Source organism: Streptomyces sp. 891-h (assembly GCF_022760275.1).
GTDB lineage: Bacteria > Actinomycetota > Actinomycetes > Streptomycetales > Streptomycetaceae > Streptomyces > Streptomyces spirodelae.
On sequence record NZ_CP050693.1, the window covers coordinates 2,836,825 to 2,860,839 of the forward strand.

Annotated in this window: 20 protein-coding genes; 7 read left to right on the top strand and 13 right to left on the bottom strand. The window is 71.3% G+C overall.

Features of this window, described 5'->3' with window-relative positions; genetic code table 11:
• Window positions 1–4: 4 nt before the first annotated feature.
• The 4 genes from HC362_RS12160 to HC362_RS12175 form a co-directional block, all read right to left on the bottom strand.
• Complete coding sequence (locus HC362_RS12160; protein ID WP_243083978.1) at window positions 5–2,044, bottom strand: ABC transporter permease subunit; 2,040 nt, start codon at window positions 2,042–2,044, stop codon at window positions 5–7.
• 70 nt (window positions 2,045–2,114) lie between these two features.
• The gene (locus HC362_RS12165) at window positions 2,115–3,269 is read right to left on the bottom strand and encodes a glycine betaine/L-proline ABC transporter ATP-binding protein (RefSeq protein ID WP_243083979.1); all 1,155 of its coding nucleotides are present in this window, start codon (window positions 3,267–3,269) and stop codon (window positions 2,115–2,117) included.
• Complete coding sequence (locus HC362_RS12170; RefSeq protein WP_243083980.1) at window positions 3,269–4,840, bottom strand: GMC oxidoreductase; 1,572 nt, start codon at window positions 4,838–4,840, stop codon at window positions 3,269–3,271. Before HC362_RS12170 ends, HC362_RS12165 begins: the two co-directional genes overlap by 1 nt.
• A 150-nt stretch (window positions 4,841–4,990) precedes the next feature.
• The gene (locus HC362_RS12175; RefSeq protein WP_243083981.1) at window positions 4,991–6,493 is read right to left on the bottom strand and encodes an aldehyde dehydrogenase family protein; all 1,503 of its coding nucleotides are present in this window, start codon (window positions 6,491–6,493) and stop codon (window positions 4,991–4,993) included.
• Window positions 6,494–6,969: 476 nt separating this feature from the next.
• Here HC362_RS12175 and HC362_RS12180 point away from each other — a divergent pair, with 476 nt between their 5' ends.
• Window positions 6,970–7,584 (top strand): hypothetical protein, encoded by a 615-nt coding sequence (locus tag HC362_RS12180; protein WP_243083982.1) that lies wholly within the window; start codon window positions 6,970–6,972, stop codon window positions 7,582–7,584.
• A 37-nt stretch (window positions 7,585–7,621) separates the two neighbouring features.
• On the opposite strand, the gene HC362_RS12185 is transcribed toward HC362_RS12180, so the two are convergent.
• Window positions 7,622–8,572 (bottom strand): LysR family transcriptional regulator, encoded by a 951-nt coding sequence (locus HC362_RS12185; RefSeq protein ID WP_243083983.1) that lies wholly within the window; start codon window positions 8,570–8,572, stop codon window positions 7,622–7,624.
• Window positions 8,573–8,753: 181 nt separating this feature from the next.
• Here HC362_RS12185 and HC362_RS12190 point away from each other — a divergent pair, with 181 nt between their 5' ends.
• The gene (locus HC362_RS12190) at window positions 8,754–10,184 is read left to right on the top strand and encodes an MFS transporter (RefSeq protein WP_243083984.1); all 1,431 of its coding nucleotides are present in this window, start codon (window positions 8,754–8,756) and stop codon (window positions 10,182–10,184) included.
• Here HC362_RS12190 and HC362_RS12195 read toward each other — a convergent pair.
• The gene (locus HC362_RS12195; RefSeq protein WP_243083985.1) at window positions 10,175–11,185 is read right to left on the bottom strand and encodes a helix-turn-helix domain-containing protein; all 1,011 of its coding nucleotides are present in this window, start codon (window positions 11,183–11,185) and stop codon (window positions 10,175–10,177) included. The genes HC362_RS12190 and HC362_RS12195 overlap by 10 nt on opposite strands.
• A 323-nt stretch (window positions 11,186–11,508) precedes the next feature.
• Between HC362_RS12195 and HC362_RS12200 the strand changes: the two genes are divergently transcribed.
• A complete protein-coding gene (locus HC362_RS12200) occupies window positions 11,509–12,819 on the top strand; it encodes an MFS transporter (protein WP_243083986.1) in 1,311 nt (436 codons plus the stop codon).
• On the opposite strand, the gene HC362_RS12205 is transcribed toward HC362_RS12200, so the two are convergent.
• Window positions 12,710–13,102: a hypothetical protein gene (locus HC362_RS12205; RefSeq protein ID WP_243083987.1), complete on the bottom strand. Its 393-nt coding sequence runs from the start codon at window positions 13,100–13,102 to the stop codon at window positions 12,710–12,712. The genes HC362_RS12200 and HC362_RS12205 overlap by 110 nt on opposite strands.
• A 313-nt stretch (window positions 13,103–13,415) precedes the next feature.
• On the opposite strand from HC362_RS12205, the gene HC362_RS12210 reads away from it, so the two are divergent.
• Complete coding sequence (locus tag HC362_RS12210; protein ID WP_243088516.1) at window positions 13,416–13,832, top strand: MarR family transcriptional regulator; 417 nt, start codon at window positions 13,416–13,418, stop codon at window positions 13,830–13,832.
• 144 nt (window positions 13,833–13,976) lie between these two features.
• Here HC362_RS12210 and HC362_RS12215 read toward each other — a convergent pair whose 3' ends face one another.
• The 4 genes from HC362_RS12215 to HC362_RS12230 all read right to left on the bottom strand — a co-directional run bounded on the left by HC362_RS12215 (window position 13,977) and on the right by HC362_RS12230 (window position 18,180).
• Window positions 13,977–14,966, bottom strand: a complete 990-nt coding sequence (locus HC362_RS12215) for a malate dehydrogenase (protein WP_209265568.1) — start codon at window positions 14,964–14,966, stop codon at window positions 13,977–13,979.
• Between the two features lie 134 nt (window positions 14,967–15,100).
• A complete protein-coding gene (locus HC362_RS12220; RefSeq protein ID WP_243083988.1) occupies window positions 15,101–16,441 on the bottom strand; it encodes an XRE family transcriptional regulator in 1,341 nt (446 codons plus the stop codon).
• Between the two features lie 267 nt (window positions 16,442–16,708).
• Window positions 16,709–17,293, bottom strand: coding sequence for a DUF3017 domain-containing protein (locus HC362_RS12225; RefSeq protein WP_243083989.1), 585 nt, complete (start codon window positions 17,291–17,293; stop codon window positions 16,709–16,711).
• A gap of 20 nt (window positions 17,294–17,313) precedes the next feature.
• Complete coding sequence (locus tag HC362_RS12230) at window positions 17,314–18,180, bottom strand: bifunctional methylenetetrahydrofolate dehydrogenase/methenyltetrahydrofolate cyclohydrolase (protein WP_243083990.1); 867 nt, start codon at window positions 18,178–18,180, stop codon at window positions 17,314–17,316.
• 364 nt (window positions 18,181–18,544) lie between these two features.
• Between HC362_RS12230 and HC362_RS12235 the strand changes: the two genes are divergently transcribed.
• Together HC362_RS12235 and HC362_RS12240 are read left to right on the top strand one after the other, a co-directional pair.
• Window positions 18,545–19,375 (top strand): hypothetical protein, encoded by an 831-nt coding sequence (locus HC362_RS12235; protein ID WP_243083991.1) that lies wholly within the window; start codon window positions 18,545–18,547, stop codon window positions 19,373–19,375.
• 254 nt (window positions 19,376–19,629) lie between these two features.
• A complete protein-coding gene (locus HC362_RS12240; RefSeq protein ID WP_243083992.1) occupies window positions 19,630–20,265 on the top strand; it encodes a proline-rich domain-containing protein in 636 nt (211 codons plus the stop codon).
• 106 nt (window positions 20,266–20,371) lie between these two features.
• Here the strand turns inward: HC362_RS12240 and purH are convergent, their stop codons facing one another.
• Together purH and purN are read right to left on the bottom strand one after the other, a co-directional pair.
• Window positions 20,372–21,991, bottom strand: a complete 1,620-nt coding sequence (gene purH / locus HC362_RS12245) for a bifunctional phosphoribosylaminoimidazolecarboxamide formyltransferase/IMP cyclohydrolase (protein WP_243083993.1) — start codon at window positions 21,989–21,991, stop codon at window positions 20,372–20,374.
• A complete protein-coding gene (purN, locus tag HC362_RS12250; protein ID WP_243083994.1) occupies window positions 21,984–22,646 on the bottom strand; it encodes a phosphoribosylglycinamide formyltransferase in 663 nt (220 codons plus the stop codon). The genes purH and purN overlap by 8 nt, the downstream gene beginning before the upstream one ends.
• Window positions 22,647–22,893: 247 nt before the next feature.
• Between purN and HC362_RS12255 the strand changes: the two genes are divergently transcribed.
• Entirely contained in the window at window positions 22,894–23,943 is a 1,050-nt protein-coding gene (locus tag HC362_RS12255) for a hypothetical protein (RefSeq protein WP_243083995.1), read from the top strand.
• The last annotated feature ends 72 nt before the right edge of the window (window positions 23,944–24,015 follow it).

The following is a 24,015-nucleotide window of genomic DNA, read 5'->3' on the forward strand; positions in this document are numbered from 1 at the left end:
AGCCTCAGTCGCGGACGCGCTTTCCGACCGGCTGGGAGAGGCGGTCGAGCATGATGCCGAGGCAGACGATGGCGATACCGGCCGGGAAGCCCTGCGAGAGGTCACCCTTCGAGAGGCCCTGCACCACCATGTAGCCGAGCGCGCCGCCGCCGATGAGTCCGGCGATGACGACCATGGACAGCACCAGGACGACGCCCTGGTTGAGCGCGACCAGCATGGACTTGCGCGCCAGCGGGAGCTGGACGCCGAACAGCTGCTGCTTGCCGGTGGCACCGAGGGAGGTGGAGGCCTCCATCGCCGCCGGGTCGACGGTGCGCAGCCCCTGCGCGGTGATGCGGATGACCGCCGGAGCCGCGTAGATGACCGCGGCGAGGATGCCGCCGGTGCGGTTCTGGCCGACCAGCGCGATCACGGGGATCAGGTAGACGAACTGCGGCATCGTCTGCATGGTGTCCAGCACCGGCCGCATGATCCGGTCCACCCGCTGCACCCGTGCGCACAGGATGCCGACCAGCACGCCGACGACGATCGTCAGGATGAGGCCCGAGAGCACCTGCGAGAGGGTGTCCATGGCCACGTCCCACAGCCGCATCCAGCCGATGAGCGCCAGGCAGACCACGCCGGTCAGCGCGGCGCGCCAGGTGCCGACGATCCACCCGATGACGGCGACCAGCAGGGCCAGCGCCCACCAGGGGGTGGCCAGCAGGCCGCTGCGCAGCGGGTTGAGGATGTACTCGGTGAAGCCCTGGGCCCAGGTGATGGTGCCGCCGAGGACGGGGATGCCGGAGCCGAGGTGGTCGGTGAACCAGTCGACGGCGGTGTCCACGGAGTTGGAGAAGTCGACGACCCAGCCCTCGGGCCACTCGTTTCCGGCGATGGCGGTGCCGACGGCCGCGAAGACGCCGATCAGCGCGACGATGCCGCCCCAGACGGCCAGCCGCAGCCGCTCCACGGTGCGCGAGACGCCCGAGGTGGCGACGTCGTCGAGCCGCTCACCGGCAGCGGCCGTCGTACGGTCCAGCACCACGGCCAGCAGGACCACGGCGATGCCCGCGACCAGCGCGTCGCCGATCTTCAGAGCGCCGAGCGCCTGGTAGACCTCGGAACCCAGGCCGCCGGCGCCGATGAGGGATGCCAGCACGACCATGGACAGACACATCATGATCGTCTGGTTGAGGCCCAGCATCATCTGCTTGCGGGCCAGCGGCAGCCGTGCCGTCAGCAGCCGCTGCCGGGCATCGGCGCCCAGCGAGGTGGCGGCCTCCAGCGCGGTCGGGTCGGCCTGGCGCAGGCCGAGCGAGGTGAGGCGGGCCATCGGCGGGGCCGCGTAGATCACCGTCGCGATGAGCGCGGAGGGGACGCCGATGTCGAACATCAGGATGAGCGGCAGCAGGTAGGCGAACGCCGGCATCACCTGCATGGTGTCGAAGACGGGCCGCAGAATCTTCTCGCAGCGGTCCGAGAGCCCGGAGGCCAGACCCAGCAGGGCGCCCAGGAGCGCGGCGAAGACGACGGCGACGATCATCAGCGCCAGCGTCTCCATCGTCGGCTCCCACACGTCCAGCACACCGCACACCACGAAGACCGCGAGTGCCGTGCCGCCGGTGCGCAGCGCACGCCGGGACAGGTCGGCCCCGCCGGCGGCCCAGGCGATCAGCGTGCCGACGACGATGACGCCGACGTAGCTCATCGACTCCAGCAGACTCAGCAGCGTGTCGTAGCAGACCTGCGCGGTGTTGCTGAGGTGCAGCAGGAAGTACAGGAAGATCCAGTGCGTGTCGCGGTTGTCGACCAGCCAGTTGTCCAGGTCGTTCAGCGGCGACTTCACATCGGCGGTCAGCGAGTGCGGCCAGGTGCCGTCGCCGGAGACCAGCCCGCTGACGATCACCACGAGTGCGGCGACGACCAGCGCGACGGCCTTGGGGTTCGCCGCGAAGCGGGCGAGCGCCGAGGGTGCCTCGGGTGTGGTCCGGGGCCCGGACGAGCCGCTGCTCGGCGGCGAGGACTGAGTGGTCTCGTCCTTGGTGAGGGTCGGGGAACTCATATCAGCCCCCCGCCGGTATGGGCCGCCTGCGCGGCGCCGTGGCGTGTGGTGCTCCTCCAGCTTGCCGTGCTCATACGGCGGCCACCTCCCGTTCCATGCCGTCCTCGCCGGCGGAGTCCTTGTCGAGACCGGCCACGACGGTCAGCAGGCTCGCGTGGTCGACGACGCCGAGCATCCGGCCGTCCTCGACGACGCGGCAGTGCTCGCCGGTGCGCGCGACGGTCGCGATCGCGTCCGAGACGAGCGTCTCGGGGGCGATCTCGGTGCCCGTCGTGGCCTCGGCTGCGTCCGCGGGGCGCATGGCACGGCGCACCGAGATGACCTGCTCGCGCGGGACGTCGCGGACGAAGTCACGTACGTAGTCGTCGGCCGGGTTGGCGACGATCTCCTCGGGGGTCCCCAGCTGGACGATCTCGCCGTCCCGCATCAGCGCGATGCGGTCGCCGAGGCGCAGCGCCTCGGACAGGTCGTGGGTGATGAAGACCATCGTGCGGCCCTCCTCGCGGTGCAGCCGGATGACCTCCTCCTGCATGTCGCGGCGGATCAGCGGGTCCAGCGCGCTGAACGGCTCGTCGAAGAGCAGGACCTGCGGGTCGACGGCGAGCGCGCGGGCGAGACCGACGCGCTGCTGCTGGCCGCCGGACAGCTGCCCGGGGCGGCGCTCGCCCAGGCCCTCCAGGCCGACCTTGGCCACCATCTCGGCGGCGCGCTCACGGCGTACGGCCTTGGCCATGCCCTGGATCTCCAGGCCGTAGGCCACGTTGTCCAGCACGCTGCGGTGCGGCAGCAGGCCGAAGTTCTGGAACACCATGGAGGCGCGGTGCCGGCGCAGCTCGCGCAGGGCGTCCTTGCCCATGGAGATGACGTCCTCGCCGTTGAACTCCAGCGTGCCCGCTGTGGGTTCGATCAGCCGGGTCAGGCAGCGCACCAGGGTGGACTTTCCGGAGCCCGACAGGCCCATGACGACGAAGACCTCGCCCTTGTGCACGTCGAAGGAGACGTCGCGGACAGCGGCGGTGCAGCCCGTCTTCTCGCGCAGCTCGGTCTGCGAGAGCGCGGCGTGCTCCGGGTCGCCCGGTACCCGGTCCGCCTTGGGCCCGAAGACCTTCCACAGGTTGCGGACCGAGAAGACGGGACCCGTCTGGCTGTCGTTGTCGTTCGCCTTCACGTTCGTCTGCGCGTCCTCGTTCTCGGCGGTGGCGGTGGTTTCAGCGGCCTCGGACATCACGCAACACCTCCCGGTGCCGTAGTAGCTCGGTTGTCGGACACAGTGGGTCGGATGAGATCGACCGCCTTCTCGCCGAGCATCAGCACGCCGATCATCGGGTTGACGGCGGGCATGGTCGGGAAGACGGAGGCGTCCGCGATGCGGATGCCCGACAGGCCGCGCACGCGCAGCCGCGGGTCGACGACGGCGAGCGCGTCGTCCTCGGCACCCATCCGGCAGGTGCCCGCCGGGTGGTAGACGGTGTGCGCGGCCTTGCGCACCAGCTCGCTGATCTCCTCGTCGTCCGTCACCTCGGGGCCGGGGAAGACCTCCCGCTTGAGCCACTTGGCGAACGGTTCGGCCTGGGCGACCTTGCGGGCGAGCTTGATGCCGTCCACCAGGGTCCTGCCGTCGTAGTCGTCCTCGTCCTCGAAGTACTTGAAGTCCAGCGCCGGCTTGACCTCGGGGTCGGCTGAGGTCAGGTACACCCGGCCGCGGCTGCGGGACTTGGGGATGTTGGGCGTCATCGACACGCCGTACTCGGGGCGTTCGTACCCCAGTCGCTCGGGGTTGTCGGTGAAGGGGATCTGGTAGAAGTGGAACATCAGGTCGGGGCCCTTGTGGTCCGGGTCCCGCTTGACGAACAGGCCCGCGTCCGAGTCCATCGCGGAGTTGTCCGGGATCGGCCCGTTGGTCTCCCACACGATCACCGACTCGGGGTGGTCGATGAGGTTCTCGCCGACGCCCGGCAGGTCGTGGAGAACGGGGATGCCCAGCGCCTCCAGGTCCTCCTTCGGGCCGATGCCCGAGTGCATCAGCAGCCGCGGCGTGTCGACGGCACCGGCGCACACCAGCACCTCACGGCCCGCGGTCAGCAGCTGCTCGGTGCCGTCCTTGCCGCGTACGTGCACACCGGTGACGGTCTTGCCGTCCTCGCCGCCCAGCTCCAGCTTGAAGGCCCAGGTCTCCAGCAGGATGTGCAGGTTGGGGCGGTCACCGGCCTCCATGTGCGGGTGCAGATAGGCGACCGAGGCGGAGGACCGCTTGTTGTTCTCCGGGTGGTAGGACAGGTCGAAGAAGCCGACGCCCTCCTCGAAGGGCTGGTCGTTGAAGCCGACCACCTCGGGGATGTCGAGGGCCTCCTTGGCGGCGTCGATCCAGTCCTGCGCGATCGCGTTCTGGTCCTTCTTGGCGACGCGGACGACGTTGTTGCGCAGCTTGCCGAAGTAGGGCTCCATGGCCTCGGCGCCCCAGCCGGTGGCCCCGGCCGCCTCCCACTCGTCCCAGTCCGAGGGCAGCGGCTTGAAGGAGATGAGGGTGTTGTGCGACGAGCAGCCGCCGAGCACCTTGGCGCGGCTGTGCAGGATGTGCGAGTTCCCGCGGGGCTGTTCGGTGGTCGTGTACTCGTAGTCGAGCTCACCGCCCAGCAGGCCCAGCCACTTACGGAGGGTGAGCACCTCGGGCCGGTCGACGTCCGAGGGACCGCCTTCGATCAGGGCGACGGTGACGTCCGGGTCCTCGGCGAGCCGGGAGGCGATCACCGAGCCGGCCGTCCCACCTCCGACGATCACGTAGTCATAGCTGGACATAGGGGTACTGCTCCTTGGGAACTTCCGGGGAGGGGGCTGGCGGTTGGTACGGGTGCGCCCCGGCGGCTCGGGGACGAGCCGCCGCGGCGCCCTGTTCGGGTGTCTGCGAGGTGGGTGTGGCCGGTTGCCGGTCTCCTTCGCTCCGTCGGCTCAGCCGCCGAACCAGCGGACCGGTGCCGGGCGCAGGTTCTCGTACACGTGCTTGGTCTCGCGGTACTCGGCCAGACCGTGGGGGCCCAGCTCCCGGCCGACGCCGGACTTGCCGAAGCCTCCCCACTCGGCCTGCGGCAGGTACGGGTGGAAGTCGTTGATCCACACCGTGCCGTGGCGCAGCCGCGCGGCAACCCTGCGCGCGCGTGCGGTGTCGCCGGAGAAGACGGCGCCCGCGAGGCCGTACTCGGTGTCGTTGGCCAGGGTTACAGCTTCGTCCTCGGTGCTGAAGCTCTCTACCGTCAAGATTGGGCCAAAGGTCTCCTCGCGGATGACCCGCATCCCGCGGTGGCAGTCGTCCAGCACGGTCGGCGCGTAGAAGTAGCCGCCCTCGGGCCGTACCTCGGACGGCTTCGGGCGCTCGCCGCCGCACCGCAGCCGGGCGCCCTCCTCCAGCGCCGAGGCGACATAGCCCTCCGTCTTCTCCAGCTGCTGCTGGGAGACGAGCGGACCGCACTCGACGCCCTCCTCGGTGCCGCGCCCGAGCTTGATGCGCTGGGCGCGGGAGACCAGCTCGGCCACGAAGCGTTCCTTGACGGACTCCTCGATGATCAGCCGGGCACCGGCCGAGCACACCTGGCCGCTGTGGATGAACGCGGCGTTCAGGGCCTGGTCGACGGCGGTGTCGAAGCCCTCCTCGGTGGCGCAGGCGTCGGCGAAGACGACATTGGGGTTCTTGCCGCCGAGTTCCAGGGCGACCTTCTTCACGGTGGGCGCCGCGGCCTGCGCAACCTTGGTGCCGCTGACCAGCCCGCCGGTGAAGGAGACCAGGTCGACGTCGGGGTGCTCGGACAGCCGGGCACCGACCGGGGCGCCGGCGCCGGTGACGAGGTTGGCGACGCCCGCCGGGAGACCGGCCTCCACCAGCAGCTTCACCAGGTGGACGGTGGACAGCGGGGTGATCTCGCTCGGCTTGATCACGAAGCTGTTGCCGGCGGCGAGCGCCGGGGCGACCTTCCAGCTGGCCTGGAGCAGGGGGTAGTTCCAGGGGGTGATCATGGCGCAGACACCGACGGGCTCGTGCACGACCACGCTGTGCACATCGGCGCTGCCCGCGTCCACGACCCGGCCGCCGGACTCGTTCATCACCAGGTCGGCGAAGTAGCGGAACGCATTGGTGACGTCGTCCACGTCCACCCGGCCCTCTTCGAGGGTCTTTCCGGTGTCCCGGGACTCGGTCAGTGCGATCTCCTCGCGGTCGCGCTGGAGGAGGTCGGCGACCCGGCGCAGCAGCGCGGCACGCTCGGCGGTGGGGGTGTGCCGCCAAGGGCCCTCGTCGAACGCGCGACGCGCTGCGGCGACGGCCGCGTCGGTGTCCGCTGTGTCGCCCTCGGCGACAACGGCGAGCGTGGTGGCGTCCGCGGGGTCCAGCACGTCCCGCGTACCGCCGGCTGCGGCCGTGCGCCACTCGCCGTCAATGTGAATGCTCTCCAGAACGGACACCTTCGGTACTGCCTTCCGTTACTTACTGCTTTCTCCGGGGTGGCCCCCGTGCCCCCGTTGGGGGCTTTTGCCACAGCCCTGGGCAGATGGCAGTCGTGAACCCTGCCCCGTTCCCCCGGTCTCATGTCCAAAAACCGATGACAAGTGGGCTTCATCACTGGCCGAAGTGCGCCACCCCCCGACGGAACGTACGGTGAGTACGTCTTTGTCCATATTTGGGAGATCGGTGTGCCGCCACACGGCCACCCGCCTTCCCTCTCGGCGGATCGGAGCCATCGATGCGAAAGCAGCACCGCACCTCACTGCTCGTAGCCGTATGCGCTGCGGCGACGGCCTCCGGCGGGCTCCTGGCCCCGGCTCATGCCACCCCCACGGCAACCCAGCGTGACGGCCCTGATATCGCAGAGTTGTCAGGAGAGGAAATAGCGGAGAAAGCGTCCGACGAGCTGAATTCCGCACACTCCCTCCGGCTCAGAATGAAGGCGCCCGACCTGAGGATTCATCTCACCCTGGACGAAAAGGCGAACTGTTCCGGAAAAATCTCGGTACCAGGCAGAGGGTCCGTTCGGCTCATCAAACACGGCGACACCGTCTGGCTCAAGCCCGATGCAGCCTTCTGGAAAGCCCAGCTCGGCCCCCAGCAGGGCGCGGAGGCCGCCCAGAAGTTCAAGGGCCGCTACATCAAGGGCAGCGCCAAGGACGACGACCTCGGCGGCAAGGGCCTGACCACCGCCTGCGACCTGGACGCCTTCCGCGCCGCATCCGGAGTGCGCGACACCCCGGGGCCGCGCTGGAAACGAGGGCACGAGAGCAGCGTGCAGGGCCACCGCTCCGTCCTCGTCACCCGCGCCCAGAAGAAGGCCCGCGTCACCATGCACGTCTCGGCCGAGGGCAAGCCCTACCCGCTGCGCCTGGAGCGCAGGGCGGGCAGCAACCACGACCGGATCGACCTCGGCCACTTCGACCGCCCCGTCTCCCGCGCCACCCCGCCCAAGGACCGCACGGTCACCGTCGACCAGCTCCGGCGCCACTTCGGCGGCGGCCAGGGCGGGGACTCGGGCCAGGGCGAGCCGCCGTCGGAGTCGGTGTAGGGGGCGGCGCCCCGTCAGGCGGGGGCCTCAGGTGGCCTCAGGTTGGCGCCTCGGGCGGGGGGTCACAGGGGCCGAGGCCCCGAACGACCTCCCGCACACATCGGCGCAGCCAGCAGTGCGCGGCGTCCTTCTCGTAGCGGGGGTGCCACGCCTGCGCGATGGGGAGCGCCGGCAGCTCCAGCGGAATCCGGAAGGTGACCAGGTCCAGCCGCTCCACCAGTCCGGCGCCCAGCCGCAGCCCGGTACGGCCCACCAGGTCGGTCTGCGCCACCACCAGCAGCGTGGCGGCCAGCGTCGGCACGGAGGCGACCACCCGGCGCCGCAGCCCGCGCTCCGCCAGCAGCTCGTCGATCGGGCCGTGCATCCTGCCCCGGCGCGACGCCGTCACATGGTCCGCCGCGGCGAACCGCTCCGGGGTGATCTCCCCGTCCAGCAGCGGATGCCCCCGGCGGACGACGCCGACGTTGGTGTCGGTGAAGACGTGCTCGACCCGCGTCTCCGGCGCCGGCGCGTTCACCACGCCCAGCTCCAGATCGGCGACGCCCTCCCGCAGCGCGGTCGGCTCCCCCGGTCCCTCCGGGAGCAGCCGCAGTGAGACGCCCGGCGCCTGCGCCCGCACCCGTTCCAGCAGCCGCATCCCGATACCGGTCAGCAGCGCGTCGTCGGCGATCAGCGTGAAGGTGCGCTCCAGCGTCGCCGGGTCGAAGGCGGAGCCCGTACCCGCTCCCGGGGTGAAGACGGCCGTGGCGCGCTCCACGATCTCCCGCACCTCCCCGGCGAGCTCCAGCGCCCGTGGCGTGGGCACCATGTGCCGCCCGGCGCGGACCAGCACCGGATCGTCCAGCGCCCGCCGAATACGGGCCAGGGTCCGGCTCATCGCGGGTGTGGACAGGTGCAGGCGCTGCGCGGCGTCGGTGACGCTGCCCTCGGTGAGCAGCGCGTCGAGGGCGATCAGCAGATTCAGGTCCAACGAGGACGTCGATTGCATGCGGAGCAACTTCCCCTTGCAGAGGTTGCAATTGAATTAACCCAGCTGGCCCGCCTACCGTACAAGCACTCGCCGGGCTCCGCCGCACCTGTTCTCCGGCACCCGTCTCTCGCTCGCTGGTCTTCCGTTCAGCCGTCTTTCGTTCATCTGTCTTTTCGTTCACCGCCCGGGGGATACACCCATGCCTGATACCGCGTCCGATGCAGCGCTCCAGCCCGAGACGGCGCCGCCGCTCAGCTCCCACGCCCCGCGGCACGCGACCGTGCTCGGGCTGATGTCGGCGTGCGTCGTACTCGCTGTGGCTCTGGTGGCCGCCGTGAACCTGGCGCTGCCCAAGCTCAGTTCCGGAGACCTGCACCCCACCTCGGCGCAACTGCTGTGGATCGTCGACTCCTACGTCCTCGTCTTCGCCGGACTCCTCATCCCCGCCGGGGCGCTGGGCGACCGGCGCGGCCCCAAGGGCGCCCTGCTCGCCGGTCTCGCCGTCTTCGCCGCCGGCTGTCTGCTGGCGGCGCTCGCACCGAACGTCGCCGTACTCATCGCCGGCCGGGCCCTGGCCGGCGCGGGCGCCGCGCTGGTGATGCCCGCGTCCCTCTCCCTCGCGGTCCGCACCGCACCGCCCGAGCGCCGGGCACACGCCGTGGCCGTCTGGACGGGCGCGACCGGTGCCGCCGGCATGCTGGGCAACCTCGGCGGCGGCCTCGTCCTGCAATACCTGCCCTGGCAGGGGCTGTTCTGGGTCACAGCCCCTGCCGCGCTGCTCCTGCTCGCACTGACCGCGCGCCTGACCCCCCGTACGGCCGGAGCCCCGGCGGGCCCCGCCGACCCGCTGGGCACCGCCCTGCTGGTGCTCGGCTCGCTCGCGCTGCTCACCGCCCTCATCGAGGGCCCCGGCCACGGCTGGGGCTCACCGCTGGTCCTCGTCTCCTTCGCACTGGCCGCCCTCCTGCTGGGCGCGTTCGTCGGACACGGGCTGCGCTCGGCGCGCCCACTGGTGGACCCGCGGCTGTTCCTGGCCCGCCCGCTGCGGGCCGGGGTACTGGGGATAGGCGCCACCTTCTTCGGGCTGTTCGCGCTGTTCTTCGTCAACGCCCAGTATCTGCAGTACGCCAAGGGCTACTCCCCCGCCGTCGCCGGGCTCGCCGTCGGACCCGTCGCCGTCGGGATGCTGGTCTTCTCCCGGCTCAGCCCCCGGCTCTCCCGCCGGTTCGGCGCCCGCCCGATGGTGGCGACGGGGCTCGCCGCCCTGACGGTCGGACTGGGTCTGCTCTCACTGGTCGACGGCTCCACTCCCTATCTCCCCTACGCCGCCGTCCTGCTGGTGATGGCCGTCGGCATGGGTCTGTCGATGCCGCCGCTCTCCCTGTCCGTCCTCAGCTCCCTGCCCGCCGACCGCGCGGGCCTCGGCTCCGGACTCAACGGTGCGGCAAGGGAGTTCGGCAGCGCACTCGGCGTCGCCGCGATGGGCACCGTGATGGCCTCCCACACCGGCGGCTTCACCACGGGCATGGCCGCCGGGTTCCGCGTCGCGGCAGTGGTGCTCGCGGTGCTCGGCGCGGTGACGGTTGCCTGGCTGCGGCCCGACCCTCGCTCCACCGCCGGTCATCGCTGAACGGCACGGAGCAGGCAGTCGCCGGCCGGGGTGCGGTAGTAGAGGACGGAACGGCCCGCACGGCGGCGCTGTATCAGCCGCGCCTCCCGCAGGACGCGGAGGTGGTGGCCCACCGAGCCCAGCCCCTGACCGGTCAGCGCGACGAGTTGGCTGGTGCTCTTCGGGGAGTCGAGGAGCACCAGCACGGTGGCCCGCGCACGCCCGAGCAGGGCCCCCAACGCCTCGGACACCGGCACCCCTTCCGCCTCCCCGAGCGCCCCCGCGAGGGCTCCCGCGCACGGGTACACCACGGCGTAGCGGGACGGCCGGTCGACGGCGGCCTCCCAGGACACCCACCCCGTATGCGGCGTCACCGGGACGAACATCAGCCGTGCCCCCGCCAGTTCGCGCGGCGGGTAGGTGCGGGTGTTGATCTGGAGCCTGCTCTCGCCGAGCCAGCGCATGCCCGGCCGCATGTCGTCGAGCGCGGCGGCCCAGCCACCCCGGCTCAGCTGCGCCGTACGGGCCACCACATCGGCCTCGATGATCCGGCGCCGCCGCGCCCAGTACGGCCGCACCGTCTCCCGCCACACCCACTCCAGGGTGTCCGCCATCCGCCCTGGCAAGTCGTCCCGGCGCAGCGGGGCGGGCAGCGGGCCCTTGCTGCCCAGCGACACCAACAGATCGGCGCGGGCCGCCTCCGGCGGCGCATCCCGCACCCGGGCGACCTCCTCTTCGAAGGAGGGGCCGGCGGAGTCGTACGCTTCGGGGTCCGGCGTGGGCGTGAGGAAGTCGGCGTTCCAGGTGGGACCGAGAGCCGCCCGTATCAGCTGCGCGGTGACCGGGTCGGCCTCCTGGCGGGCGCGATAGGCGGGCCGATGCGCGTCGAGCCAGGCGCGTTCCCCGGGATGGGCGGCGCTCCCCCGTTCCAGCACCTTGAGACCGGCGATCGTCTCCGCGAGCGGCGAGACCACGAACCGGCTGCCCGCCAAGGTGTCTGCACTGACCTGCCACCACCCCACGCTGCGCGCTCCTTCTCACCCCGATGTCCATCTTGCCCCCGGGGCGCGTGCCCTCGTCCGACTCCGCCACAGGCCTGGTCCCCGCCACGGCCACGAGCTATGGGCCGCACCAGCCCGAGCTGGTCCGGGCGCATGGCCACGCTTCCGGCTCGCTCGGGTCCGCAACCGGGCCCCAAGCTGACAGCGGGCCCAAGGAAACCCACTCAGGCCCAACGCGGCGTTCGGCTCAGGCCCAACGCGGCGTTCCGCGTCGCGCTGCGGCGACCTTTCGAGCTGGGGCGAAACAGTAACCGGCTGGCTCGTTCCGGCCGAGACTCCCCGCCATGCACACCTATCGCGAGCTCTTCCGGGCGCCCGAGTTCACTCCTCTCTTTCTCACCAGCACCTTCCAGGTGGCGGGGCAGACGGTGAGCGGTCTGGCGTTGGGCACGCTCATCTACGCCGCTACCGGGTCCCCGCTGCTGTCCTCCCTTGCCATGTTCGGGCCGTCGCTGGCTCAACTCCTCGGGGCTGCGACCCTGTTGTCGGCTGCCGACCGGCTGCGGCCGCGCGCTGCGATGAGCGTGCTGCTTCTGACGTTCGCCCTGGGTACGGCTGTGCAGGCCGTACCGGGTCTGCCCGTCGCCGCTTCGTTCTCCGTGCTGCTCGTCCTCGGTGTGTTCGCCTCGCTGGCGGGCGGGGTGCGCTATGGGCTTCTCAACGAGGTCCTTCGCAAGGACGGATATCTCCTCGGTCGTTCGGTGCTCAATATGTCCAACGGCGTCATGCAGATCTGCGGCTATGCGCTCGGTGGTGTCCTTGTCGCCGTTCTCTCCGCGCGCGGCACCCTGCTGATCGGTGCCGTGCTGTATCTGACGGGTGCGGCCGTCGCACGGCTCGGTCTCGGAGAGCGCCCGCCCCGGGCCACGGGCAGGCCCTCGGTGGCGCAGACCTGGCGGACCAACTCTCTGCTGTGGTCGTCCCCCTCCCGACGGTTGGTCTATCTGGGGCTGTGGGTGCCCAACGGTCTGGTGGTCGGTTGCGAGTCCCTCTTCGTACCGTTCGCCCCGCGAGAGGCCGGGCTCCTCTTCACCTGCGGAGCGGCGGGCATGCTGGCCGGGGACACCGTCGTCGGCCGCTTTGTGCCACCTCGCTGGCGGAGGCGGCTGGCCGTACCGATGCTTGCTCTGCTGGCCTCCCCCTATCTCCTCTTCGTACTGCGTCCCTCACTGCCCTTGGCGGCGGGGCTGGTGATGCTGGCGTCCGTCGGCTTCGGCGCCAGTCTGCTGCTCCAGGAGCGGTTGATGGAGCTGACCCCGGAGGAGCTCAGCGGCCATGCGCTGGGCCTGCATGCGTCGGGGATGCTGGCCCTGCAAGGGGTGGGTGCCGCACTTGCGGGCGCCGTCGCGGAACTCAGGTCCCCGGCCACCGCCATGGCCTCGGTCGCCGCGCTGTCCCTGGCAGTGACCTCGGCCCTCTCCATCGGGCTCCGAGCAGGGGCAGGGCGGCAGGACCTCGTCCCCGGGAACGGCCGGCGCCGCCTGATCAGGCCGGCTCGCCGCCGACGCCCGAGCGGCCCGTCGGAACCCCCAGCAGCCGGACCGTCACCCGCTCCCGCACGCTCTCTCCGAGAACAGCGACGACGGCGTCGGTGATCGCGGATATCAGTCGGGCGGGCGCTCCGACGAAGTCGGGATGGTGGAAGAGCCCCTCCCGTGAGCGCAAGGTCACGATCGGTGCGAGCTCATCCGTGATCTTGCCGCCCACGCCCCACCTCCCGCTGGGTACGCCGAAGATCTCGACCCCGACCAGTTTCCGGAACGACTCGGGATACACCGTCAGTGCGGCTTCTGTCAGCTCTTTGATCAATTGCCCACTGACGGGGGAATCCTCCCCACCCAGGGCTTCCTCATGAATCTGCACCTCGAAGTGCGGCATGGCCACCACCCAATCGGCAAGGTGAACAGCCGGATCGCTAACATCGCGACCGATTCACCTTTAGTCACAAAGCATCTTTGGTTCCAAAGCTAATAGGAGGCCCGCCGCCATGTCAATGGACGGTCACCGAGAGAGACGGGGGAAGGAGAAGGGACAACAGAGAGACGAGGAGCAGCAGGGAGTGGAGGAGCTACTGGGACTGGAGAAGCCCCTGAGCCCCCAAGAACAGCAGGGCCACGCGGCCCCGAAGGCGCAGCCGACCCGGCAGGATGAGCTCGCCGAGGACGACGCCGTACGCGCGCTCCTGCTGCTCATGCCGCGCATCGTCGGCCGGGTCAAGCGCATCCCGGTACCCGAGGAGCTGCAGGCGCTCGCGCTGGCCCCGCGCCATCTCTCCCTGCTCTCGTTCCTTCTCTTCGACGGCCCGATGACCGTCAACGACCTGGCCGCCCGGTTGGAGGTCGCCCCCACCACGGTCAGCCTGCTGGTGGGCGAGCTGAGCCGGAAGGGCGTGCTGGAGCGGCACGAGGACGAGAACGACCGGCGCCGTCGCATCGTGAGCATCACCGAGGCCCACCGCCCCACCATCTCGCGGTGGCTCGCCCGCGGCGCCGGCGCCTGGCGCCAGGTGCTGACCGAGCTCTCGCCCGCCGAGCGCGCGCTGATCGTCGCCACCTTGCGCGCCTACGAGGACGCGATGGCCGACGAGGACGGCGGTGACGAGGACTGACCCCACGCGCCGCCCGGGATCGGCCGCACCCGCCCGGAAACGCCCGAGGGCCCGTACGGATCAGCTGATCCGTACGGGCCCTCGGGGCGCACGGGGGCTCACAGGGCCGGGAACCGGCCGACCTGGAGCCGGCGCGGTCGGTTCTCAGACGAGGCCGAGACCGCGGACCGCGTCACGCTCGTCGGTGAGCTCCTTGACGGAGGCGTCGATACGGGTGCGGGAGAACTCGTTGATCTCCAGGCCCTGGACGATCTCGTACTTGCCGTCCTTCGTGGTCACCGGGAAGGAGGAGATGATGCCCTCCGGTACGCCGTAGGAGCCGTCCGAGGGGATGCCCATGGAGGTCCAGTCGCCCTCGGGGGTGCCGTTGACCCAGGTGTGCACGTGGTCGATGGCGGCGTTCGCGGCGGACGCGGCGGAGGAGGCGCCGCGCGCCTCGATGATGGCGGCACCGCGCTTGGCGACGGTCGGAATGAACTCGTCGGCCAGCCACTTCTCGTCGTTGACGACCTGTGCGGCGTTCTTGCCGCCGACCTCGGCGTGGAAGATGTCCGGGTACTGCGTGGCGGAGTGGTTGCCCCAGATCGTCAGCTTCTTGATGTCGGCGACGGAGGTGCCGGTCTTCTTCGCGAGCTGGGTGAGCGCGCGGTTGTGGTCGAGGCGGGTCATGGCGGTGAACCGCTCAGCAGGAACGTCCGGCGCCGCCGACTGGGCGATCAGCGCGTTGGTGTTGGCCGGGTTGCCGACGACCAGCACCTTGATGTCGTCAGCCGCGTGGTCGTTGATCGCCTTGCCCTGCGGCTTGAAGATGCCGCCGTTGGCCTCCAGCAGGTCGCCGCGCTCCATGCCCTTGGTGCGGGGCCGGGCGCCGACGAGCAGCGCCACGTTGGCACCGTCGAAGGCGACGTTCGGGTCGTCGGTGATCTCGATGCCCTGGAGCAGCGGGAAGGCGCAGTCGTCCAGCTCCATGGCGGTGCCCTCGGCCGCCTTCAGAGCCGGGGTGATCTCCAGCAGACGCAGCCTGACCGGCACGTCGGCGCCCAGCAGCTGGCCGGAGGCGATACGGAACAGCAGCGCGTAGCCGATCTGGCCTGCGGCGCCGGTGACGGTGACGTTCACGGGAGTGCGGGTCATGCGTTCTCCGTAGTACTTGACGACGTGGCTGGCGGGTGGCCGGAAGTCTCTCTACGTCAAGAGACCCACCGGCCAGGCTATCCGACACCGCGCCCGCCTCACCCCCGGGTCCGCTCACGTCACCCCGGACCCGCTCACCGCGCCTTCTTGCCGGGAACGGTGCAGCCCTTGCCACCCGCCGCCAGCGTGGCACAGGCGCGCGCCTCGTCCGGGGCCGCTACGGAGACCATTTTTGTGTAGGCGTCGTTCGTCGTCGCCACCTTGTCGCTCTCCGCCTGCCCGCCCGGTCCGGTGATACGCAGCGCGTCACCGGTCCTCGCCCGGGTGATCCGTCCCCAGGACGCCTTGCACACCTTGCTGTACCGCACTTCGACGAAGCTGGTGCCCACCCAGGCGGAGCTGCTGGTGGCGACGTGCTTGCCGCCGCACCCCATGGCCTCCGGGTCCTTGCCAGAGCAGCTCTTGCCCGAGCACTTCACTCCCGCGGGGAGGGGCGAGCTCTTCCGGGTCGGGCTGGGTTTCGGCTCGGCGGATTTCTCCTTGCCGCCGTCGAGGTCGAAGAAGAGCACGGCGCCCGCCGCGACGACGAGAACGGCCACGAGGGATGCCAGCAGGACCGTCACCTTCCGGCGGCCGCCCCCGCCCTTGCCCGTGCCCTTGCCCGTGCCCTTGCCGCTGCCCGTACGGTCGCTCTCCGGGCCGCCCACGGCGGCGCCCGGGTGGCCGGTGGCGCCCGGGTGGCCGGTGGTGCCCTGATGGCCGGTGGTGGCGGGCCGGTCGGTCGACCCCGGTTTGCCGAGGCCCGGCGCCGGGGTGCCCCATTCGGTCGCGTCGGACCGGTGGCGTCGCTCGCGCGCGGTCGCGGCGTCGCCCGCCGCGCGGATGGCGTCCTTGCGCAGGATGGCGGTGCCCACATCGCCGTCCTCCGGGACGCCCTGTTCCGGGTCGGCCCGCTGGGAGGGCACGGTCCGACCCTCCGGAGCGCCCTGGTGCGGCACGGTGGGGCCGCCGCCCTCGGCGACGGGCGTGCCGCTGCCGGACGCTGCCGCTCCGGGGGCGCCGCCCTGGGGTTCGCCGCCTTCGGGTGTGCTCTTGCCCTTGCGCCGCCTGCGTCCCTTTTCGCGGGTCTCCTCGGGCTCCTCGTTCAGCGCGGCGCGCGCCTGGGCGATCTGGATCGCCTCCAGGGTGGTGTCGTGCCGCATCTCGCTGCGGCTCCACGCCCGTTCGGCCAGCTCCCACATGGTGCCCAGATGCCGCACGTCCGTCCCGGTCACCTCGGCGAGCGCCTGAGTGGCGCCGCGCGGGGGCAACAGACGGCCGTTCAGATAACGCTCCCATGAGGATTTGCTGTACCCGGTCCGGTCCGCGATGGTGGCGACGCTCAGCCCGCTGCGGTCGACGAGCCGGCGTAGCTGGCTCGCGAACTCCCGGATCTGCGGGTCCAGATCCTCCGGTAGCGACCTCCAACGAGGCATAGCCTCCCCCTTGTCCGCGAGTGCGCTCTCACTGTTCCCTTCCCCCGTGTCGCGCCACGGCCTTTGGGTGCTCGTCCGCGCAAACGCCCCCTAGTCTGCCAGCCCATCCGGACACCAACGGTTACGTACCCCGCACCAACGCTCATGGAAGGGCCCGCCCTCCGGGTGGAAGGCGGGCCGCCGCCCATTTCGCAGCACTGTCGCAACAGTTTCACGGCGCTGTTTCGACAGCTGCCGCAGCAGTGCGTGCTGGCGTCGAGGCGCAGGTCAGCGCACTGTGAAGTGCACGATGGTGTCCAAGAACGGGATCGTGAGCCACGGGCTCGGCTGCGCCATCATGGCCAACAGCACGATGGCGAGGCCGAGTACGCCATAGGTGATCATGTCGGTGAAGCGCGAGCGCACCGCCAGCATGCCGACCGAGGGCTTGCCCCAGCGCAGCACCGCACCGCCCAGCAACGACAGGCCGATGATGAGGGTGCCCGCGCGGAACTGGGCGACCGTCACCAGCAGTCCGGCCAGCACCCCGGCGGACACCACCAGAAGCGGCCACTGCCGGTAGGGTGCCGGGCGGTCGCCTCCTATCGCGCGGCCCCCGCCCTCGGGTCGCGCTGTGTCCCTGGTCAGCACCGGAAAGCGCCGCGACGCCTTGCGCGGTGGTGCGGCCTCCTGCGTGGCCATCGCGGAGTCTCCCTTCACGTCACCGTCTGTGGCAGCCGCCGTGGCGCCGTCCTCCGCGCCGCCCGCCTCGCCGCCCCGGTCACCCGTACGGGCACGGTCACGGTCGCCGTCGGCGCGGTCGCCGTCGTCGCGGTCCGGGCCGGTCTCGGCGCGGTCACCCTCGTCCCTCACGGCACTCCCTCTGACCGCGCTCAGCGGGCCGCCTCGGCCGCCTGGGCCTCGGCCGCCTCCACCACGTTGACCAGCAGTTGGGCCCGCGTCATCGGTCCGACGCCGCCCGGGTTGGGGCTGAGCCAGCCGGCCACCTCGGCGACACCCGGGTGCACATCGCCCACGATCTTGCCGCTCTCGTCCCGGCTGACACCCACGTCGAGCACGGCGGCGCCCGGACGGATGTCCTCCGGCTTGATCAGGTGGGGAACACCGGCGGCGGCGACGACGATGTCCGCCTGCCGCAGCACCCCCGGAAGATCGCGGGTACCGGTGTGGCACTGCGTCACGGTCGCGTTCTCGCTGCGCCGGGTCAGCAGCAACGGCAGCGGACGGCCAGCCGTCACACCCCGTCCGACGACCACCACGTGCGCACCGTTCAACTCGACGCCGTACCGGCGCAGCAGTACGAGCATGCCCTGCGGGGTGCACGGCAGCGGTGCGGGCTTGTTGAGGACCAGGCGGCCCAGGTTGGTCGGGTGGAGGCCGTCGGCGTCCTTGGCCGGGTCCATCAGCTCCAGCACCCGGTTGACGTCGATGCCCTTGGGGAGCGGGAGCTGGACGATGTAGCCGGTGCAGGCCGGGTCCTCGTTCAGCTCGCGGACGACCGCCTCGATCTCCTCCTGCGTCGCCGTGGCGAGCAGCTCGCGCTGGATGGAGTTGATGCCGATCTGCCGACTGTCGCGGTGCTTGCCCGCGACGTACTTCTGGGAGCCGACGTCCTCGCCGACGAGCAGCGTGCCCAGGCCGGGCGTGATGCCCTTCGCCTTGAGCGCCTCGACACGCGTGGTGAGGTCGGACTTGATCGCGGCGGCGGTGGCCTTGCCATCGAGAATCTGGGCGGTCATACGCCCATCCTCGCGGATCGGGGCCCCTGCTCTCCACTCAGGTGCGGGTGGCCGACTTCTTCCGGGGCTCCGTCGAGCGGCACCGAGTGAGGCTCGGGCACCGTTCGGGGGCGTTTGGGCACCGTCCGCGCCGCTCCGGGGCTGCGCGGGGTCGCACCGGACCGCGCCGGGCGCTGTTGTGGTCGCGCCGGCGCGGGCCGGTGCGACCGGTGCTGCTGTGCGATCCGCTCAGGCTGCTGTGCGAGCCCGTGTCACCCGCGTGGCGTCGCGTTGGCAACGGGACGGCAAAGGTCGGTTCATGTGCCTCTCTGCTACCCCTACGCTCCGTTGTGCACAGGCACGGAGAGTCAGTAGCGTGCCGGGCGTGTTCAGCGTGATCATCGTCCCGGACGGGTGCCGGGGACCCGAGGAGCAGTACCGGCTGGAGCCGGGCCATACGCTGCGCTTCGGCCGCACGGCACCGGCAGGCAACGGCCTGGCCATCTCCCACCCCGCCGTCGCGTGTGCGGCCGGGGAGATCACGGCGACCGGTGCCTTCTGGATACTGACCAACTTCAGCAGCGACCAGACCTACATCGTGGAGAATCCCGAGGGCGCGGGGGAGCACATCAGGGTCGCGCCCGGCCGTGCCGACGCGCCGGTCCCCTTCGAGTTCGCGCGCGTGCACCTGTGCGCCGGTGAGTCCAGACCCGGCTGCGGTTTCGACGTACTGGCGCCGCGCCACGACTACCTCACACCGGGCGGCTCACCGCTCGGCGGGGCGCTCGCCGAGGGCACGGGCGCTGGCGCAAGCGCCGGTGCGGGCACGGGCATCGGCGGCGACGGTGCGGCCACCGAAGGGGCACACGGCGCGGAGGACTGGACCTTCGACCCGTTCCCCCGCCCTTACCCCCTCGACCACACCTGTCATTACTTCCTCGTTCTGGCGGCACTGTGCGAGGCGAGTCTGCGCACTGGGGAGGCGACACCCGCCCAGGTGCCCGACATCGCGGAGCTCACTGAGCGGCTGCGCCCCGTATGGCCCGACGTCTCCCCGGCTGCCGTCGCCTGGAACATCGACTACCTGCGGCTGAAGCTTCGGCTGCGCACCCCGGACGATCCGGACACCGTCCGCGAGGCACTGGTGCGGTTCGCGCTCCGGTTCGACCTCGTACAGGAAGGGCATCTGACCGTGCTGGAGGGGCAACTGGTCTGAAAGCGCACGTCAGAGCCGTCCGGAACGGTTCCGCGAGGGGTTGACCGAGCGTTGTGGGTTGTCCACAGCCGGGAAACGTGGCTGGACAGCCTGACAGTCGGACCATCAACATGGGTGAACGGCGTCGGGCAGTGCAGGGAGGGCCGACGGTGCGGCGCCGTGACCGGGGGAAGCGACATTGCTGAGGGCAGGCCGTGATTCTCCGGAGTCACTCGGCCCCATCCGCTCCTCAACACCGTCGGAGGAAACAGCCCGTGAGCTACCCGCCGCCCCCCGGCCAGCAACCGAACAACCCGTATGCGGCACCGCAGCAGGGCGCTCCCGGCGCCCCGGGCGCCCCCTACGGTTACCCGCAGCAGGGCGCCGGTCAGCCGAACTACGGCTACCCCGGCGGCATACCCGCGTACCCGGCAGGACCGGGCGGCCCCATGCGGCCCACCGTCAGCATGCCGGGGGTGGTCGTCACCGCGCGCGTGCTGCTGTTCATCGCGGGAGCGCTGTGGGCGCTGCTCGCGTTCATTGTGCTCACGGTCGGCTTGGCTGCGAACGACGCGCTCGACGACGTCCCTGTCGCGGACTCCGTGGGGAGCGCGGCGCTCGGCGGAGCGCTGGTGGGGCTCCTGATCTTCGGCGGCATGGCGGCGCTGCACATCGTGCCGGCCGCCATGTTCGGCAAGGGGCGTATCGGCACCCGTGTCACCGCCATCATCGCGGGCTCGCTCAATGCGCTGATTCCGCTGGTGGCCGTCTTCGGCGCGATGGGCAGCGGGGACAGCGACGTCGCCGGGACCATCTTCATGTGCCTGCTGTGGCTGGCAACCGCGGTGCTGACCATCGTCTTCTGCTCGATGAGCGCCGCCGGCCAGTGGTTCAATCGGCCGCAGTACTGACCGTCGGCACTGCCGAGAACGGGAACGGGCCCCTCACGGTTCACATGAGGGGCCCGTCCTTGTGTGCCGTAGCGACGTCGTGTGCCGTAGCGACATCGCGCAGCGCTCAGTGGAAGAAGTGCCGCGTCCCCGTCAGATACATCGTCACGCCCGCCTTGTTGGCGGCCTCGACGGTCTGCTCGTCCCGGACCGAGCCGCCCGGCTGCACCACGGCGCGCACGCCCGCCTCGGCCAGCACCTCCAGGCCGTCGGGGAAGGGGAAGAACGCGTCTGAGGCCGCGTACGAGCCGCGTGCCCGCTCCGCACCGGCCCGCTGAACGGCGAGCCGGGCCGAGTCGACGCGGTTGACCTGCCCCATGCCGACGCCGACGGTGGCGCGGTCCTTGCCGAGCAGGATCGCGTTGGACTTCACGGCGCGGCAGGCCCGCCAGGCGAAGGACAGTTCGGCGAGCTCGTCGTCGGACAGGGCCTCGCCGGCCGCCAGCGTCCAGTTCGCCGGGTCGTCGCCCGCCGCCTGGAAGGCGTCCTTGGCCTGCGCGAGACCGCCGCCGTCGATGGGACGGAACTCGGCCGGTGCGGTGGGCGCCTCGGGGCAGCGCAGCACACGGATGTTCTTCTTCCGGGAGAGGGCCTCGACCGCGCCGTCCTCGTAGCCGGGGGCGACGATGACCTCGGTGAAGATCTCCGCGACCTGCTCGGCCATCGCCAGGGACACCGGCCGGTTGACGGCGATCACGCCGCCGTACGCGGACAGCGGGTCGCAGGCGTGCGCCTTGCGGTGCGCCTCGGCCACGTCGGCGCCGACCGCGATGCCGCAGGGGTTGGTGTGCTTGATGACGGCGACACACGGCTCGGTGTGGTCGTAGGCGGCACGGCGCGCGGCATCGGTGTCGACGTAGTTGTTGTACGACATCTCCTTGCCGTGCAACTGCTCCGCCTCGGCCAGACCGCCGCCGCCCGTGGTGTAGAGCGCGGCGGGCTGGTGCGGGTTCTCGCCGTAGCGCAGTACGTTCTTGCGCTCGTAGGTGGTGCCGAGGAAGGAGGGGAACTGCGACGAGGCCGCGGATTCGCCCGTCCCCGCCGAGCCGGCCTCGGCGCCGGTCCCGGCGTCGCTCTCGGCGTACGTGGCGAACCAGCCCGCCACCGCCACGTCGTAGGCGGCGGTGTGCTGGAAGGCCTCGCCCGCCAGCCGCTTGCGGGCCGCCAGGTCGAAGCCGCCGTTCTCGACTGCCTTGAGCACCTCGCCGTAACGGTCGGGGTTGACCACGACCGCCACGGACGGGTGGTTCTTGGCAGCGGCGCGCACCATGGAGGGGCCGCCGATGTCGATCTGCTCCACGCACTCGTCGTCGGAGGCGCCGGAGGCGACGGTCTCCGCGAACGGGTAGAGGTTGACGACGACCAGCTCGAACGGCTCGACACCCAGCTCGCCCAGCTGCTCGCGGTGTGCCTCGAGCCGCTGGTCGGCGAGGATGCCCGCGTGCACGCGCGGGTGCAGCGTCTTGACCCGCCCGTCCAGGCACTCGGGGAAGCCGGTCAGCTCCTCGACGGGGGTGACCGGAACCCCGGCGTCCGCGATGCGCTTCGCCGTCGAACCGGTCGAGACGAGCTGCACACCGGCGGCGTGCAGCCCTCGCGCCAGCTCCTCGAGCCCCGTCTTGTCGAACACACTGACCAGCGCGCGGCGGATCGGCCGCTTGGCGCCCAGCGCAGCACTCTCACTCATGACCCAGTCGTACCCTTCTCATGTTCGGCCCCTCGAGCGTGTAGCCGTGGCGTGCGATGTGCACCACGACCTCGACGAGCAGCCGTCGCTCGACTTCCTTGATCCGCTCGTGCAGGGCGACACCCTCGTCGTTGTAGTCCTCGTCCTTGACCTCGACGGCGCGCTGCGCGATGACGGGTCCGGTGTCGACGCCGTCGTCGACGAAGTGGACGGTGCACCCGGTCACTTTCGCGCCGTACGCGAGCGCGTCGCGTACGCCGTGAGCACCGGGAAAACTGGGGAGCAGCGCGGGGTGGGTGTTGAGGAACCGCCCGCCGAACCGCGCCAGGAAGCTGCTGCCGACCACCTTCATGAAGCCCGCGGAGACCACCAGGTCCGGCGCGTGGGCGGCCGTCGCCTCGGCGAGCGCCGCGTCCCACTCCGCGCGGCTGCCGTAGTCCTTGACCCGGCACACATACGTCGGGATCCCGGCCCGCTCGGCCCGCGCCAGCCCCTCGACACCGCTCCGGTCGGCCCCGACGGCGACGATCTCGTACGGGGTGTCGAGCGCCGGGTCGGCAGCGGCGTCGATCAGCGCCTGGAGGTTCGTGCCGGAACCGGACACCAGGACGACAAGGCGCACGGGGGCGACGGGACGGAAGGACTGCGCGTCCACGACGGGGCTCTCTCTCGGGGGAGACGGAATTGTGTGGTCGTACAAGTACGTGGACCCGAGGATTCCGGGGAACTCTACGAAGCGTCCGACCGTCGGCAACGATACCGGCACTCGAAACCGCCCCCACGGGACGGGGGCGCACGCGGAAGGTAGCGTCAGGGACACGGTCTCCTCGGGCTCCTGCGGGGGCTGGGGGGCCGCAGGGCCGTGGAAGCGACGCGGAAGCGACGAGGAAGACACACACCAGATGACCGACCGACGCCGCCGTGCGGCCGCATCCGACAGCTCCTCCCGCGAGGACAACCCCTTCGCGCCACCGCCGGAGGGGCAGCCGGACCAGCCGTGGGAGCCGCGGGTGTTCGGGCCGTCCGGTTCGCGTGATTCGTCAGGTTCGTCCCGGTCGGATGGGCCGGGAGGACCGGGCGGGGCGTCCGGCAGCGGTGGCGGCAGCCCCGACGGGAACGCGCACGGGAGCGGGAGCGGGAACGGCGGGGGCGACGGCGGCAACGGCGACGGGAAGAGCGCCGGGGACGGCGGAGGCGATGATTCCGGCTCCTCGGACGGCGAGCAGCAGCCGTCGGCATGGGGCAGCCAGTGGAGCAGCCGCCAGCCGGGGCGGCACGGTGGCGGCTTCGGCGGCGGACCGGGCGGCGGCAACGGCGGTGGCGCGGGACCGGGCGGCGGCGGCCAGGGCCCGGGCGGCCCGGGTGGGCCTGGCGGACCGGCGGCCGGACCCGGTGGCACACGCGGCATGCGCTGGGACCCCACCGACCCCCTTCAACGGCACGCCCGCTACTCCCTGCACGCCGGTATCTGGGGCCTCTTCTTCGCCCTGCTGAGCGTGCCGCAGGTCGCCCTGCTGCTCGGAGCGCTCTCGCTGTACTGGGGCATCAACGCGCTGCGCGGCAAGCTGCCCAAGTCCGTGAGGGAGAAGGGGAGCAAAAGCGGCAAACGCGGACGCCGTGGGGCAGCCGCGACCGCGGAGGACGTCGCGGGCACCTCCCGCGCCACCGAGGGGGAGGACGCCGCCGACACCCGCGAAGGGGCGGGCGACGGCCGGCCCCCGATCCCGCTCGCCGTGACACCGGCGCAGGCGGACAAGGCCAAGCGGACAGCGGCCATCGGCGGGCTGGTCACCGCCGGTCTGACGCTGACGATCGTGGCGGCGACGTTCGCGCTCCAATTCGTCTACAGCGACTTCTTCACCTGCCAGAACGACGCGCTGACCCAGTCCTCCCGCGACGACTGCAAGAGGCACCTGCCCGAGGACCTGCGGCCGTTCCTGGAAGACCGCTGAGCTGACGTTGCGGCCGGGGCCGCTGAGAGCACTGAGGTTGCCGGGGCCGTTGGGGCTGCGGGGGGCGCCGTT